This window comes from Desulfoferula mesophila (genome assembly GCF_037076455.1).
In the GTDB taxonomy this organism is placed as follows: domain Bacteria; phylum Desulfobacterota; class Desulfarculia; order Desulfarculales; family Desulfarculaceae; genus Desulfoferula; species Desulfoferula mesophila.
The window spans coordinates 2,245,140-2,260,002 of sequence record NZ_AP028679.1; the positions used below are offsets into that span (position 1 = coordinate 2,245,140).

Consider the following 14,863-nt stretch of genomic DNA (forward strand, 5'->3'; position numbering starts at 1 on the left):
AATTATCAAGGAATATTTCATATGCGATGTTCAGCGCCAAGTCGGTTCCAGATTCCCGTTATAAATAATGTCGCATAAGATATATTATGTAAACTTTCAGATAGGTCAAGGGTTGCGCGGTTGGCGTCGTCCATTCAGGAGCCCCTGAGGCAGACCGCAGCAGCCGATAACGCCCCCTAACCCGCTGGTAAAGATAAACGCAATTTATTTGAAATTTGAAGCGGTAACCATCTTGACGCCCGACTACCCCCCTGCTTAGAATGAAATCCCTTTTACTAAGGTTGGTCGGGAATATCGCAACCACGGCGGTAGCGATTTCCGACAGGTTGGTAACAGTGCTCACGGACACCACAGCTCTCCGCGCCGCCTTGGCGGCCTGGTGGGCGGGTGGACCTTTGGATTAATAATCGTGTTGCCCAAGGTATCCCTCCCCATTGGGGTGTCCGCCTCAGCCTATTCCCTATTTAACCGTCTGGTGCGACGATAATTAGAAGGAGTCCCCAATGCTCGAACTCAACAAAGGCGTTGATATTCTTACCGACATCGGTGGCGTCAAAGGCGAAGCCGAAGTGGACCGCGTTCTGCGCGAGGCCATGGACGACACCGAGTTCGCCAAGATTGAAAAGATCAAGAACCCTCTGGCCCGCTTGAAAATCGCCAACACCATCGCTCTGGGTCAGCCGGACAAGGTCATCGTAAACACCGGCAACGATCAGGACAAACAGCGCATCCGCGAGCTGTGCCTCACCCAGGGCGAAGAACGCGCCCTGGCCATTCCCGGCCACACCCTGCACTACGATCTGGCCGAGGAACAGGCCCGCATCGTGGACCGCACCTTTTACATCGCCAACCCCGAGGACACCGTCAGCTCCCTGGCCAACCGCATAGAGCGCACCGAAGCCTATGACTATGTCAAGAAGCACATGGTCGGCATGATGAAGGGCATGATCCTGGTCATCGGCTTCTACTCGCGCGGCCCGGTGGGCGCGGTGGCGGCCATCCCGGCCATCGAGGCCACCACCTCCCTGTACGTGTGCCACTCGGCCGAGCTCCTCTATCGCAACTGCTTCGACCAGTTCGACGCCGAGGCCGAGCGCGTGGGCCACTTCTTCACCAACGTGCACTGCCAGGGCCCCAACCGTGCCGAAGACCTGCCCAACGCGCGGGTGTTCATGGACCGCTCCTGGCAGACCACCTACAGCACCTTCTGCACCTACGCCGGCAACACCCTGCTGCTCAAGAAGGGCAACCACCGTTTCGCCGTGGACCGGGCCACCTATTACCGCAAGGGCAGGGAACTCTCCGAGCACATGTTCATCACCGGCCTGGAAGGCCCCGGCGGCCGGGTGACCTACTTCGCGGGCGCGGCCCCCTCGGGTTGCGGCAAGACCACCACGGCCATGGTGGGCGAGAAGTTCATCAGCGACGACTTGGCCCAGATCTGGATCGCCGAGGACGGCACCATCCGCTCCATCAACCCCGAGACCGGCATTTTCGGCATCATCGAGGACGTCAACTGGACCGACGACCCCATGATTCTGGACCTGCTGCGCCACGAAAAGGCCGAGGTCATCTTCTCCAACATCCTGGTGAAGGACGACAAGCCCTACTGGGTGGGCAGCGGCGAAGAAACCCCCAAAGAAGGCTTCAACTTCCAGGGCGAGTGGTTCGAAGGCAAGAAGGACGCCAACGGCAAGGCCGTTCCCCTGTCCCACGCCAACGCCCGCTTCACCCTCAGGGCCGAGGTTCTGGCCAACTGCGGCGACAAGCTGCACGACCCCTCGGGCGTGATCACCAAGGTCTTCACCTATAACGGCCGCGACGCGGACACCATGCCTCCGGTGCGCGTGGCCCGCGACGCCGACGAGGGCGTGGTCATCGGCGCCTCCATCGTGAGCAAGGCAACGGCCACCGAGGTGGGCGCCACCGGCGTCAAGCGCCAGCCTTGGGCCAACCAGCCCTTCATTCCCGGCGCCTTGGGCGACAACATGGTGGCCCAGTTCGAGTTCTTCAACAGCAAGGACATCGCCGAAGAGCACCGGCCCATCATGGCCGGCCTCAACTATTTCCTCACCCATGAGGCCCGCGGCGGCGAAGGCAACGGCCTGTTGGGCGAGAAGCGCGACGTCAAGGTGTGGCTGGGCTGGCTGGACCGCCTGATCCACAACGAGGTGGCCTCCATCCCCTCCCCCGTGGGCCTGCTGCCCGAGTACGAGGACCTCAAGAACATGTTCGCCGAGCTCTTGGACAAGGAATACCCCAAGGAGCTCTACGACAAGCAGTTCGCCCTGTACGCGGACAAGATCCTGGCCCGCGTCGATCTGCAGTACCAGGCCTTCAAGAAGGAGGAGAACATCCCGGCTCGCCTGTTCGAGATCTACGACGAACAGCGCAAGCAGGTGGAGGAGCTCAAGGCCAAGTACGGCGCGATCATCAGCATCGAGCAGCTCAAGGAGTTCAACGGCTAGGCGACCAGCGCCCTGCTCCTGATTGAACCTCAGGCCCCGGCCAATCACGGCCGGGGCCTTTTGTTACTTATGGTTTGGCCGTGTCCTAAAATGAGGCATAATAATCGGACGGCATAACAAGGAGCGCAACGCTTGAACCGACCTGGGCCCCACAACTGCATAACCGACGTAGCCGGCCTCAAGGTGGGCTCTTACACCGATCGCCAGGCCCTGTGCGGCTGCACGGTTACGCTCTGCCCCGCCGGAGCGGTGGCCGGGGTGGACGTGCGCGGCGCGGCGCCGGGCACCCGGGAGACCGACCTCTTGGACCCGGTGAACCTGGTGGAGCGGGTGCATGCCATCTGCCTCAGCGGAGGCTCGGTGTACGGCCTGGCCTGCGCCGATGGCGTGGTGCGCTGGCTGGGCGGGCAAGGAATCGGCTTCCCCTTGGACGATCAGGGTCACGTGGCCCCCATCGTGCCCGGCGCGGTGCTGTTCGATCTGGGCCGGGGTGCGGAGTTCGTGCCGCCCGTGGGGCCGGACTGGGGCCGCGCCGCCTGCGAAGCCGCGGGCGCGGGCCCCGTCGCCCTGGGCTGCGTGGGCGCGGGCACCGGCGCGGTGGCCGGGGGCATGAAAGGCGGCCTGGGCTCGGCCAGCGAGGCGCTGGAAAGCGGCGTAACCGTGGGAGCCCTGGTGGCGGTCAACTCCCTGGGCTCGCTGTTGGACCCGGCCAGCGGCCGCTTTTGGGAGCTGGGCCTGGAGCTGGAGGGCGAATTCGGGGAGCGGGCCACCCAGGCCAAGGAGCTGCCGCCCTGGCCTCCACAGGCCGAGCCGGCCAAGAACACCACCATCGGCATGGTGGCCACCGACGCCACCCTTAACAAGGCCCAATGCGCCAAGGTGGCCCAAATGGCCCAGGACGGCTTGGCCCGGGCCATCCGCCCGGCCCATACCATGTTCGACGGCGACACCATTTTCGCCCTGGCCACGGGCGAGCGCTCCCTGCCCTCCTCGCCCGGGGTTTTCGGGCCGCCGGAGGCCACGGCCGTCACCGAGATAGGACGGGCCGCGGCCGACTGCCTGAGCCGGGCCATCATCCGGGCGGTTCTGGCCGCCGAGGGCCTGGGCGGCTGGCCCGCCTTTAGCGACCTGTCGCCACGGCAGGCAAATCCCTTCACCCGAAATGGATAGGACATGAAACAGATTCTAATTGCCTCCCTGCTCATGGGCCTGGCTCTGGGCGTTTTGGCCTGCGCCGGCCCCGACAGCCCGCAGGCGATGCAGGAAAACGACAAGTTGCTTATCTCCGCCGGGTTCGACGCCATTCCTGCCAACACCCCTGAGCGGATGCAGCATCTCAAATCCATGCCCCAGCATCGCATCCTGCACGTGGTGCGCGACGGCAATGACTATTACCTTTGGGCCGACGCGCAATACGATCAGTGCCTGTGGGTGGGAAACTGGGAGGATTACCAGCGCTTCAAGAAGCTGGGCTGGGACATGTATAACCAGGGCGGCCAGGCACGCGACAACTACCTGGACGGCTGGTCCAACGAGCCGGGGGACTGGGCCATGTGGGGACCTTGGTAGGGGGTATTGCGCCTACATACCACCTTCAAAGGTATTTTCTGGAAAGCCGGGAGCGCGCGAGGTATCATGACTAATCCCTATTAAAATGCTAAGTGAGGATTGGTTATGCAAATACTGGTGATCCTCTCCAGTCAGGACCCGGAAATCAAATGGAACGCGGTCAGGCTTGGCAACTTCCTTTTGAACCAGAACGAGGAAGTCACCATTTTCTTGAACGGAGGGGCCGCGGACCTTTATCAGGGCGACAGCCCTACCTTCCCCATCCGGGAGGAAGCCAAGATTTTCGCCCTGAGCGAGGGGGTGCTGGCCGCTTGAGGCAAGTGCATGGGCATCCACGGGGTGGATGAAGATCAATTCATAAAGCTCTCCAACATGAAGTTTCTCTACGAACAAATTAAATCAGCCGACAAAATTATCAGCTATTGATGCTGGGCAAAACTACATAACCACCATCGTGGCGGAGGACCGTGCACGCCTTTCTATCGCTTGACAATCGTTCAAGCTCCTGCTATCAAAAAACTTTCCCGTTGACTGTCCCAACGGCAATAACCGACAACAAGAAGAATCGCGCGTAAACAACATGCAATCCGCCAGCCTGAATCAGCCGCGTCCCGTGTTCGACAGCCGGGACATCGCCCGGGGCATCAACGAGATCGCCCAGGGCCTGCTGCGCCGCCACCCCGACCCCGGCGGCCTGGGGCTGGTGGGCATCCACACCGGCGGCGACCTTTTGTTGCGGCGCATCGAGGCGGCCTTGTCCCAGGCCTCGGGCGCGTCCCTCAACCTGGACAAGGGCCTGGTGGACATCGCCTTTTACCGCGACGACTGGACCCGCCTCAGCCAGGTGCCCAAGCTAAACGACACGGTGATCAATTTTTCGGTGGAGGGCCGCCGCCTGGTGTTGATCGATGACGTGATCTTCACCGGCCGCACGGTGCGCTCGGCCCTGGAGGCCATATTCTCCCTGGGCCGCCCGGCCTCGGTGGATTTGGCGGTGCTGGTGGATCGCGGCCATCGTGAGCTGCCCCTGCAGCCCGACTACACCGGCCTGAGCCTCATCACCCAGCGCAGCGAATCGGTGAACGTGTTCCTCTTCCCCGACGCCGGCCAGGACCATGTGCTCCTGGAGGCGGACAAGTACCGGGAATAGCCGGGCCGCCGACTCAATTCAAATATTTTCTGATCTTGGTATCCAGCGCCGCGTAGCGGTGGATGGGTTGGGCGTGCTCCACCGCCCGTTTCAGGGCCTTGTGCTGCCCCACGATGACCACCAGTTGCTTGCCCCGGGTCACCGCCGTATAGAGCAGCGGCCGGTTGAGCATGATGTAGTGCTCGCCGGCCAGCGCGATGACCACCGCCGGGTACTCGCTGCCCTGGCTCTTGTGCACGGTGATGGCGTAGGCCAGGGTCAGGTCATCCAGGTCGGCCGGGGCGTAGCTCACCGGCCCATGCTCCATCTCCACCACCAGGCCCTCATCGTCTTCTCGAAGGGCCAGGCCCAGGTCGCCGTTGAACACGTCCAGGTCGTAATTGTTGCGCACCTGCATGACCCGGTCGCCCGGAGCCAGGCCGGGCCGTCCGGCGGCGCGGGGGTTCAGGGCCTGGCGCAGCAGGGCGTTGAGGTGGGCGCAGCCCAGATTGCCCTTGTGCATGGGGGCCAAGACCTGAATGTCGCGCTCCGGGTCCAGGCCGAAGCTCCGGGGCAGGCGCTGGGTCACCAGGTCGCGGATCATCTCCGCCGCCCGGGCCGGGTCTTTTTGTTCGATGAAGAAAAAGTCGCCCTCCCCTTCCCCCTGAGGCAGGCGGGGCATCTGCCCGTGCAGGATGCGGTGGGCGTTGGCCACGATAAGCCCGCTCTCATCCTGGCGGAAGATCTCGGTGAGCCGGGCCACCTTGGCCGCGCCGGAGTCCATGATCTGGCGGAAGAACAGGCCCGGCCCCACCGGGGGCAGTTGGTCCGCGTCGCCCACCAGCAACAGGCGGCTGGTTGGCCCCACCGCGGCGGCCAGATGGGCTCCCAGCCAGATGTCGATCATGGAGGACTCGTCCACCACTATGAGCCCGTGCTCCAGGGGCTTGTCCGGACCGCGCAAAAAGCGATTCTCCTTGGGGCTGTACTCCAGCAGGCGGTGCAGGGTAAGGGCCTCCCGGCCCCCGGCCTGGGCCAGGCGCTTGGCCGCCCGGCCGGTGGGCGCGGCCAGGGCGATGCTCAGGCCCATGCGCCGGGCGATGGTGATGACCGCCTTGACCAGGGTGGTCTTGCCGGTGCCCGGCCCACCGGTGAGCACCCCCAGGCCCGCTTCCAGCAGGTTGGTGAGGGCCGCGGCCTGACCGGGCGAGGGCTTCACGGCCAGCTGCCCGGCCACCCACTCCACCGCCTTGGCCGCCCGCTCGGGAGTGAGCAAGCCTTCCTGGCGGGCGATGCGCGCCAGCTCCCGGGCGGCCAGGGTTTCCATGGCGTGCTGGCCGCTGAGGTACACCGCCCGCTGGCCGTCGGCCGTGTCTTCGGCCACGATCTCCTGCTCGCTGTGCAGCCGGGCAAACGCCGGGCCCAGCAACGCCCGCTCCACCCGAAGCTCGGCGGCGGTGCGCTCCAGCAGCTCCTCGTAGGGCAAATACACGTGGCCCTCGTCGCGGGCCTTGGTAAGTATCCACAGCAGCCCGGCCTGCAAGCGCTCGGGATGGTCGGCGGCGATGCCCAGGCGGGCGGCGATGGCGTCGGCGGTGGCGAAGCCGATGCCCCGCACGTCCGAGGCCAAACGATGGGGCTTGTTCTGCACCACCCCCAGGGCACCGGCTCCGTAGCGGCGGTAGATGCGCAGGGCCGTGGAGCCGGACACGCCGTGGGTCTGCAAAAAGACCATGAGGTCGCGTAGCGCCCCGTGGGCGGCCACCGCCTCGGAGATGACCTGGGCTCGCTTGGGCCCCACGCCGGGCACCTCGGCCAGGCGGCGCGGCTCTTCCAGGATGATGTCCACCGCCCCGGTTCCCAGGGTATCCACGATGCGCTCGGCCAGCACCGGACCCACCCCCTTGATGAGGCCCGAGGCCAGGTAGCGCTGCACCCCCTGGGCGTCGGAGGGCTGCTCCATGCGGCATTCCTCCACCTCGATCTGGGGGCCGAACTTGGGGTGGGTGGACTCCTTGCCGCTGATGATGACCTCCTGGCCCTCGGTGAGACCGGGCATGCGCCCCACCAGGGTGGTCAGTCCCAGACGGCCCTCGATCTCCACCTTGGCCACGGTGTAGCCGTTTTCCGGGTTGGCAAAGGTGATGCGCTTCACCCGGCCCTTGAGCCGCACCTGGCTGGGAGCCTTCACGAGCCGACCGCCAGACCGCAGAGATCGGCCACCGGGCAGGCGGCGGGGTCGCAGCCCGGGCCCGGCTCCAGGGCGGTGGGATCGGGCTGGGGGCCCAGGCCGGCGATGCCCCGGGCCGCGGCGCGCACCCGCTGCTCCATGACCGCCAGATCGTCCGGGGTGAAATCGAGCCAGACCAGCTTGGCCCCTTGAGCCGAGAGAAAGGCCAGGCAGCAGCGGGGCGCGGGGCCCTCGCCGCCTTGGCCGCGATGCAGCGCCAGCGCATATAGGGCCATCTGGTCGCGGTAAGGCGCGGGGTCGGCTTTGTGCGACACCTTGTAGTCCGCCACCAGCCAGCCGGTCTCCAGGCGGGCGGCCAGGTCGATCTCGCCGATGATCTCCAAGGCCGGGCCGCCGTCGGCTTCCGGTAGGCGCAGGCAGAAGGGCAGCTCCCGTCCCAATTCCAGCGCCCCGGCCAACTCGGCTGGCAGCCCGGTATCCCACAAACGCGCGGCCAAGGCCAGGGCCTGGGAAGCCAGGTCCGGGTCGTGCTCCAGGGAGGCCATGGCTGCTTGCAGCCCGGCCGGGCCTTGGCCGAAGTCCGTGACCTCCATGAGCCGGTGCACCAGGCTGCCCAGTTCCACCGCCCGGCCCAGGCCGTCTCTAGCAGGGCCGGAGCGTGGCAGGAGCGCGGTGTCCAGGCCCAGGCGTTGGGTGAGCACGTAGAGCCGGGGGCAGGTCAGATAGTTCTCCAGGCCGCTCACCGACTCGCGCACCAGGCCCAGGGGCGCGGCGGGCCGCTCGATGCGGGCCAGGATGGCGGCGGCGGCTTCCCGTTCCGGTCCCGCCTCGGGGGGCAGACCCTCCGGCCAGGCGTCGGCCGGGGCCTGGGGACCCTCCGCCCCGGCCAGGGGCAGGGTCGCCGCGTCAATGGTGCGCGAGGCCGGGTCGGCCGCCGCCAGTTCGCGGCCCCACGGGTCCCAGCCCTTGCTCTGGGTGCCGCCGGGACTGAGCAAGAGCACCAGGCGATCCTCGGCCCGGGTGCAGGCCACGTAGAACTTGCGCGCCTCCTCGGCCTCGCCCCGGGCCTGGTCCCGCTTGCGCAAGCGTTCTTGCAAGGGAGGTTTGGCCGAGGCCCCGGTGTCCGGATCGGGCGGGGCCAGGGCCAACTCACCGTGGGGCCCCAGGTCTGGCGGGGCGTTTTGTCCTCCGCCGCGCCCGGCCAGGTCGGGCAGCACCACCACCGGGAACTCCAGGCCCTTGGCCTGGTGCACGCTCATCAGGCGCACCACCCGGGCCTCCTCGCCCAACAGGGGGGCCTGGGGGTCTTGGGGGGGCTGGGCCACCAGCCCGGCCAGGCCGCGCGCAAAGGCCTCCGTGCCTCCGGCCAGGACCCCGCCCGGCTGGCGGGCGGTTTCCAAAAGCTTGCGCAGGTTGGCCGCCTTTTGCTCCCCTGCTCCGGTGCCCAGGAGCACGGGCAGAAGGTCGCTTTCTTCCAGCAACAGGGAGATAAGCTCGGCCGGGTGCAGCCGCCGGGCCAAGGGGGCCAAACGATCCAGGGTCCGCCGCGCGCCTTGCAGGAGCGCCTGTTGCTCTCGGCCGCACCAGTCCGGCAAGGGAGCGCCGCCGCGCATCCCGGCCGCCAGACCGGCCCGGCGGGGCGGCGAGGGATGGGCCAAAGCCAGCAGGCTTTCGTCGCTTAGCCCCACCAGGGGCGAGCGCAGCCAGGCGGCCAGGGCGATCTCGTCGCTGGGGTCCAGCATGGCCCGGAGGGCGTGGGCCACGTCGCTGACCTCCAGGCACTCAAAGAAACCCCTGCCGCGCACGGTGTAAAAGTCTATGCCCGCCGCGCGCAGGGCCTCCTCGTAAACTCCCACCTGGGTGAGCTTGCGCAGGAGCACCGCCACCTGGCCGGGATGATAGCGACCCTCCTCGAACAGGCGTCGCAAGTAGGCGGCCAAGGCGCGGGCCTCCACCGCGCGCTGGGCGTCGGCGCTGGGCTTGTCCTCGGTGAGCAGGCTCCGGCAATCCACCAGCTCCACCACTACCTCGTCGGCCTGGCCTGCTTTGCGGCCCGCCGGCTCCTGGCGGTCCTGCTCGGTGAATTCCACGTAGGCCTGGGGGGCGTGCTCTTGCCCCTCGCCGGGTACGAGCACCTGGGCGAACAGGCGATTGAAGAACTCCACCAGGGCGGGATGGGAGCGCCAGTTTAAGCCCAGTGGCTCCACCACTCCTTCGCCCTCGGCCAGGCGCGCCGCCAGGTTGGCCAGCTCGGCCACCTCGGCCCCGCGAAAGGCGTAGATGGATTGCTTGCGGTCGCCCACCACCAAGAGCGACGGCGGGGCGGCTTCGGGTGCGGGGTCCGGCCGGTGCAGCCCGGCCAGCAGCTCCACCAATTGGTCCTGCACCGGGTTGACGTCCTGGTACTCGTCCACCAGCAGGGCCCGCCAGCGCTGGCGGCATTGGGACAGCACCTCGGGGAAGTCGCGCAACAGGTCGCGGGCCAGGGTGAGCAGGGCGTCGAAACCCAGAGCGGCCCGCCGGGCCAGCTCGCGGGCCAGGCCTTGTTCCAGCCCGGCGACCAGGGCGAGCAAATCATCCGCCGCTTGGGCCGCCGCCGGGATGGCCGCCAAGGCAATGAGGGCCTTGGCTCCTTCCGCCAGGGCCTGGCGCAGGTCATTGACCTTGCCCCAGGCGGAGCCCCCCACCATGGCCGCCAGATCGCGCGCCGTATCCAGACGGGTGGCTTCGTCTAGCAGACGCCTTTGCAACTCAGGCCAAGCGGCAATGAGGTTTTGGGCCTTGGCCACGTACTGGGCCTTGGAGGCGGCCAACTTGGCGTCCTGGCTGAAGCGGCCCGCCAACTCAGCCACCGCCGCGTTCAAGGCGGAGATCATCTCGCTGGCGCCGGCCAGGTCCGCGGCGTGGGCCGCTGCCGTGGCCCGGGCCGCCTGCTCGGGGCTCAGGCCCATGGTGGCCATCTGGCGGTGCAGCCAGATCAGCTTTTCCTGCAACCCGCCCATGCCGCCCAGGTTGAAGTGTTCCAGCAGGCGGCCCAGCGCGGGGTCGCGCTCCTTGAGGCCTTGGCGCAGCACCTCGGTCGAGGTCTCGCCCAGCAGGCGGCTGAACTCCTCTTCGTCCAGCACCCGGAACTCGGGGTCCAGGCCCAGCACCAGGCCGTAGTCCCTGAGCAGGGAGGCGCAAAAGCCGTGGATGGTGTTGATGGGGGCCCAGGCCAGCTTGGCGGCCAGCTCCGGGGAGATTTTTTCGCCGATACGCTGGCGCATTTCCCCGGCCGCTTTTTCGGTGAAGGTGATGGCCACGATCTGGCCGGGCTCCAAGCCCTGGTCCAGCAGGCCCTGGTAATGCTCCACCAGGCGATAGGTCTTGCCCGCCCCGGCCCCGGCCACCAGGCATAGTCGCTTGGGCGCGCTCACGAGGCCTCTCCGTTCAAGGCGGCGGCCGCGTTTACCCGGGCCCGGCACACCCCGCCCATGGCGCAGAAATCGCAGGGGCCCTGCTCGGGCAATGGCATGAACTGGCCTCCCTCCAGGCGGCCCCACAGCTCGGCCACGGCGTTGAACAGGTTGGGCTCTGCAGAGGCGGCCAGCTCTTGGCGCGTGGCCCAGTCCAGGGAGAGGAAGGGAGAGCCGGGCGGGAAGTCGCGAGTCGCGGGCTGCTGCTCCATCTTGCGGGTGGGCACCACCCTGGCCATCAGAGCGTCGTCCGCTTGGCCCCACGACTCGCGGGCCGCGGCCAGGTACACCGGCATCTGAAAGGCGCCGACCCCCAAGGCCTCTTCCTTTAGCGGATCGCTGATCCTGTTCTTCTGGCCCGCGTGCTTGTAGTCCACCACTCTGAGCGCGCCAGGTCCTTGGTCCAGGCGGTCCAGGCGGCCGGTCAAAAACAAGGGCTCTCCCTGGTCCAAAGGCACCGCCAAGGGCGGGGCGCTGCTATCTTTGCCGCCGAACGATGCCTCCACCCGCGAGGGGCGCACCCCTCCCATGGCTTCCATCTCCCGCGCCACCACCGTGGCCAGGGTGTGGTCCAAAACCCCTTGGCGGGCCTGGCGCACCAGGTCGTGGCCGGCGCGCTCCTGCATGGCCTGGGCCAGGCAGCGGGCCAGGCGTTGGCGCTGGGCAGCCTCGTCCCAGGACGGGTCGAACTCCTGGGGCGCGAAAAAACGGGCCAGGGTGTCGTGCACCCAGGTGCCCTCCTCCGAGCGCTCCAAGTCCCACCCCGGCTCGCGCGGTTCGTCCAGGCCCAGGATGCGGGCCAGAAACCACTGCATGGGACAGGCCACGTAGCCCTCCAGGGCGCTGGGGGAAAGGGTGCGCCGGGCGGGGTCTACCAAAAGGGCCGCCAGAAACTCCTGCGCCGCGTGACCCAGCAGCAGGCCGTCGTAGGGTCCGGCCAAGGGCAGGCGGGCCTCGGGCGGCAAGGTCTCCAAGCGCTGGCGGTGCTCCTCCACCCTGGCCCGCGCGGCCAGGGAGCGCCAGGCCTGGGCGTTGTCGTCGCTTTGGGCCAACTCGTGCAAGATGGCCTGGGCCGCGCTCTCCTCAGGTTTGGGACTCAGGCACGGGCGCAGCAGGTCGCGGGACAGGGCGCTCCACAGGCTGCGGGCGTCGCGGCATTGGGCCAAGGGTGGCACCTCGCCGAATACGCTGCCAGGCGGGGCCTTGAGCTCGTCTTGGCGGCCCAGCCTGTCGGCCAGGCGGGTCAGGAGCAAGCTGGGATTGCGCGGCGAGCCGTCCAGATCGGCGGCGCAGCAGGAAAGCGTTACGCCTGCGCGGGCCGAACCCAAGAGCAACAGCAGGCGCAACTCCTGGCCGCCGTATTCTTCCTCCTCGGTGCGCCACACCGGCAGACCGGCCTTCCTTCCCAAGGCCAGGCGCTCCGCGCCGTCCAGCAGGCGAATATCGGCCGGGCGGGCGGGGAACTCCTCCAGGTTCAGCCCTCCGGCCAGGCAATAGGCCGGGCTGAGCCCTTGGGCGTCCTCCAGGCGCAGAACCCGCACCCCTCCCCTGGCCCCCAGGCCCGCGCCCGCGTCCTGCTGCTCCAGGGCCTGTTCCAGCAAGGCCAACAAGCGCCCCGGATTCTGCGCCGCGTCCGCGCCAACCTGTTCGGCCGCCTGGGCCAGGCCGCGCACCGCGCGCTTCATGCCCTCCCAGGCCGCCAGATCCCGCGCCAAGGCCAGGGCCGTCCAGCGTCCCGCGCTCAACCCGGCGATCATCTCCTGCGTGGGCCGCAAGGCCTCCAAGAGGCTCTCCACCCGGCCGCAATATTCGGCCAGGCCCTGGGGCCGGTCCAGGTCTGCCAGCCAGGCGGTGAGCCCCCCGCAGGCGGCGGCCAGGTCGCGCGTTTCCTGGGCACTAGCTCCCTGCATCCGTTCCGCCGCGCGCAGCAGCCACTCGCGCACCGGGGTCTCCTGGGCGTCCACGTACAAAACCTGGGCCAAGCGGCGGGCCGGGTTGGGCGGTTGGGGCACTTGAAGATGGCGTGACAGGGCCGCACTCAGGTAAGGCGACTTCCAGACCTGGGCCAGCTCCGCCCGAGGGTAGCCTTGTTGCGGCAGGGAAAGCAGCCCCACCACCGCCTGGGCCAGGGGCGTCCCTCCCAGGGGTTCGCTGCGCCGGAAGGAAAGGGGCAGGCCCAGGCGGGCGGCCACGTCGGAGGCCATCTGGCCGTAGAGGCTCAGATCGGGAAAGACCAGCACGATTTCCTGGGGCGGCACCCCTTTGTCCACCAGGTCGCGGGCCCGGCCCACCAGGGCCTCCACCTCGGCGTAGCGCCCCGGCGCGCGCACCAGTTGCAGGGCCGCGCCGTCCGCCTCGGCCGTGCCCTCTCCCAAGGCCAGGCCGGCCAAGGGGCCGCCCTCCCCTGGCAGGTCGGCCCATGCAACCTCAAGGCGGCCCGCCTCAGTCTCCAGGGATGTGGCCGTGGCCTCCAACAGGCGGAAAACCTCCGACTCGCGGCCCACCGGAGGAGCGAGGGCGAAGCTCACCCGCACGGGCATGACCCGGGACAGGGCCCGAACCAGGCGCAGCTCCGAGGGACGCAGCCACAGGGCGTCGCGCACCTCCAGGCTGGACAAGCCCTCCAACACGGGAAAACCGCCGCCTTGCGCCAGGTGCTCTTCCACGGCGTTTAGTTGGTCGGCTTCATCGGCCAGACCCCTTTGCGCCAACTCCCGGGAGTAGGCCTCCAGCAGGGCGGCCAGGGCTAGCCGGCGCTCCCCGCCAGGGCCGGTCAGGGCGGCGATGTCCCGGGGTTGGAGGCGGGCGGCCTTGAGCCCTACCAACAACCGCCAGAGGCGGTGGGGAAAACGGCGGCCTCGGAAGATACCGGTAAGGGCGGCCGTGCGGCTCCCCAGTTCTGCCAGGAGCTTTTGCACCAACACCGGCCCGGATAGCTCGGCCAGGGGATGGTCCCGGCGAAGCGAGGGGGGAAGTTGTGACCACAGCAAAGGCAGCAGGGCCTTCTTGCCCTGGAAGGTATAGTGACCTCCCCCGCCCAGGAGCAGACCGCCTGGCGCCTCGGCGGCGCTGCGGCTCAAGGCCTGGTCCATTGCCTGGCCGGTGGGCCAGACCTGGGCGGAAGGCAAGCTCACCGCAGCTTCTCGGCCAAGCCCAGCACCGTATTGGCGTAGGGCTTGGAGTTGTTGTAGGTGAGCACAACCTTCAGCTTGGCCTTATAGCTTAGGCCGGGCCGCCAGCCGTGGGCCTTGAGGTAGTTGGCCACGCTGTGGATGGCGTCTTGCGGATCCAGCAAATCTACCCGGCCGTCGCCGTCGGCGTCCTGGCCCCAGATCAACACCGAGGTGGGCACGAACTGGGCCATGCCCAGGGCCCCGGCCAGGGAGCCCTGGTAGTCCAGGGGCGAGCGCCCTTCCTTGGCGGCCAGGCGCATCAGGGAGCCCATCTCCTTGCGGGCCCAGGCGGCGCGCTTGGCGAAGCGTTTTTTGGTCTTGGCGGTCTTGAGCTCGGCCTTTTGCTTGGAGGGCCAATTTTGGGCCACCAGCTTTTGGGCCTCCGGGGTGTCCAGCACCGCCTGGGAGGCCAGCACGTTGAATACCATGGATTTGCCGGTGTAGATGCCCAGGCGGCTTTCCACGCTGAGGATGGCCACCACCACCGTGGGGTCCACGCCGCTCTGCTTGCGGGCCTGGGCCAGGGTGGCGGCGTGCTGGGCCATGAAGGCCTTGCCCGCCTTTACGGTCTTGCTTCCCAGGAATTGGCCGTAGTTGAGCTTGTGCTCCGAGGGGGCCAACAGGATGGCCATAAGGCGGCCTTCGAAGCGCACCCGCTTATCGTCCAGCAGGGCGTCTACCTGGGCCGTCTTCATGCCCTGGCTGATCATCTCCGCCCTGAGCGGCGCGAAGACCTTTTGGTCCTGGGCCAGGGCGGGGGCCACGCCCGGATAAAACATGAAAAGAAAAACCAGGAGCAGGCCGAGGGCCGGTACTTTCCCGGCCGGGTGGCATCTGTTAGTCTTGAATCTCGCCATGAACAAAGGTGCTTTCCCTGG

General features: G+C 67.6%; 9 protein-coding genes. 5 read left to right on the forward strand and 4 right to left on the reverse strand.

Features of this window, described 5'->3' with window-relative positions; translation table 11 throughout:
• Positions 1 to 503 precede the first annotated feature (503 nt).
• The 5 genes from AACH32_RS10070 (at position 504) to pyrR (ending at position 5,187) form a co-directional block, all read left to right on the forward strand.
• On the forward strand, positions 504 to 2,468 hold the full coding sequence (locus AACH32_RS10070; RefSeq protein ID WP_338598731.1) for a phosphoenolpyruvate carboxykinase (GTP): 1,965 nt from the start codon (positions 504 to 506) through the stop codon (positions 2,466 to 2,468).
• A gap of 132 nt (positions 2,469 to 2,600) precedes the next feature.
• A complete protein-coding gene (locus AACH32_RS10075; protein WP_338598735.1) occupies positions 2,601 to 3,638 on the forward strand; it encodes a P1 family peptidase in 1,038 nt (345 codons plus the stop codon).
• A 3-nt stretch (positions 3,639 to 3,641) separates the two neighbouring features.
• Entirely contained in the window at positions 3,642 to 4,037 is a 396-nt protein-coding gene (locus AACH32_RS10080) for a hypothetical protein (RefSeq protein WP_338598738.1), read from the forward strand.
• Between the two features lie 105 nt (positions 4,038 to 4,142).
• On the forward strand, positions 4,143 to 4,463 hold the full coding sequence (locus tag AACH32_RS10085) for a DsrE family protein (RefSeq protein ID WP_338598740.1): 321 nt from the start codon (positions 4,143 to 4,145) through the stop codon (positions 4,461 to 4,463).
• Between the two features lie 154 nt (positions 4,464 to 4,617).
• On the forward strand, positions 4,618 to 5,187 hold the full coding sequence (gene pyrR, locus AACH32_RS10090) for a bifunctional pyr operon transcriptional regulator/uracil phosphoribosyltransferase PyrR (RefSeq protein ID WP_338598742.1): 570 nt from the start codon (positions 4,618 to 4,620) through the stop codon (positions 5,185 to 5,187).
• Between the two features lie 13 nt (positions 5,188 to 5,200).
• Here the strand turns inward: pyrR and recD2 are convergent, their stop codons facing one another.
• The 4 genes from recD2 to AACH32_RS10110 are packed head-to-tail and all read right to left on the reverse strand — an operon-like array spanning position 5,201 to position 14,764.
• Positions 5,201 to 7,357 carry an SF1B family DNA helicase RecD2 gene (gene recD2 / locus AACH32_RS10095; protein WP_338598745.1) on the reverse strand — a complete coding sequence of 719 codons (2,157 nt, stop codon included), beginning with the start codon at positions 7,355 to 7,357 and terminating at the stop codon, positions 5,201 to 5,203.
• Positions 7,354 to 10,773 carry a UvrD-helicase domain-containing protein gene (locus AACH32_RS10100; protein WP_338598747.1) on the reverse strand — a complete coding sequence of 1,140 codons (3,420 nt, stop codon included), beginning with the start codon at positions 10,771 to 10,773 and terminating at the stop codon, positions 7,354 to 7,356. Before AACH32_RS10100 ends, recD2 begins: the two co-directional genes overlap by 4 nt.
• Positions 10,770 to 13,946, reverse strand: a complete 3,177-nt coding sequence (locus AACH32_RS10105; RefSeq protein WP_338598749.1) for a PD-(D/E)XK nuclease family protein — start codon at positions 13,944 to 13,946, stop codon at positions 10,770 to 10,772. Before AACH32_RS10105 ends, AACH32_RS10100 begins: the two co-directional genes overlap by 4 nt.
• The gene (locus tag AACH32_RS10110; protein WP_338598751.1) at positions 13,943 to 14,764 is read right to left on the reverse strand and encodes a lytic murein transglycosylase; all 822 of its coding nucleotides are present in this window, start codon (positions 14,762 to 14,764) and stop codon (positions 13,943 to 13,945) included. The genes AACH32_RS10105 and AACH32_RS10110 overlap by 4 nt, the downstream gene beginning before the upstream one ends.
• Positions 14,765 to 14,863: the final 99 nt, after the last annotated feature.

Coding starts and splice junctions, on each gene's coding strand:
- AACH32_RS10070 (WP_338598731.1), top strand. CDS start 504: ATGCTCGAACTCAACAAAGGCGTTGATATTCTTACCGACATCGGTGGC.
- AACH32_RS10080 (WP_338598738.1), top strand. CDS start 3,642: ATGAAACAGATTCTAATTGCCTCCCTGCTCATGGGCCTGGCTCTGGGC.
- pyrR (WP_338598742.1), top strand. CDS start 4,618: ATGCAATCCGCCAGCCTGAATCAGCCGCGTCCCGTGTTCGACAGCCGG.
- AACH32_RS10110 (WP_338598751.1), bottom strand. CDS start 14,764: ATGTTTTATCCGGGCGTGGCCCCCGCCCTGGCCCAGGACCAAAAGGTC.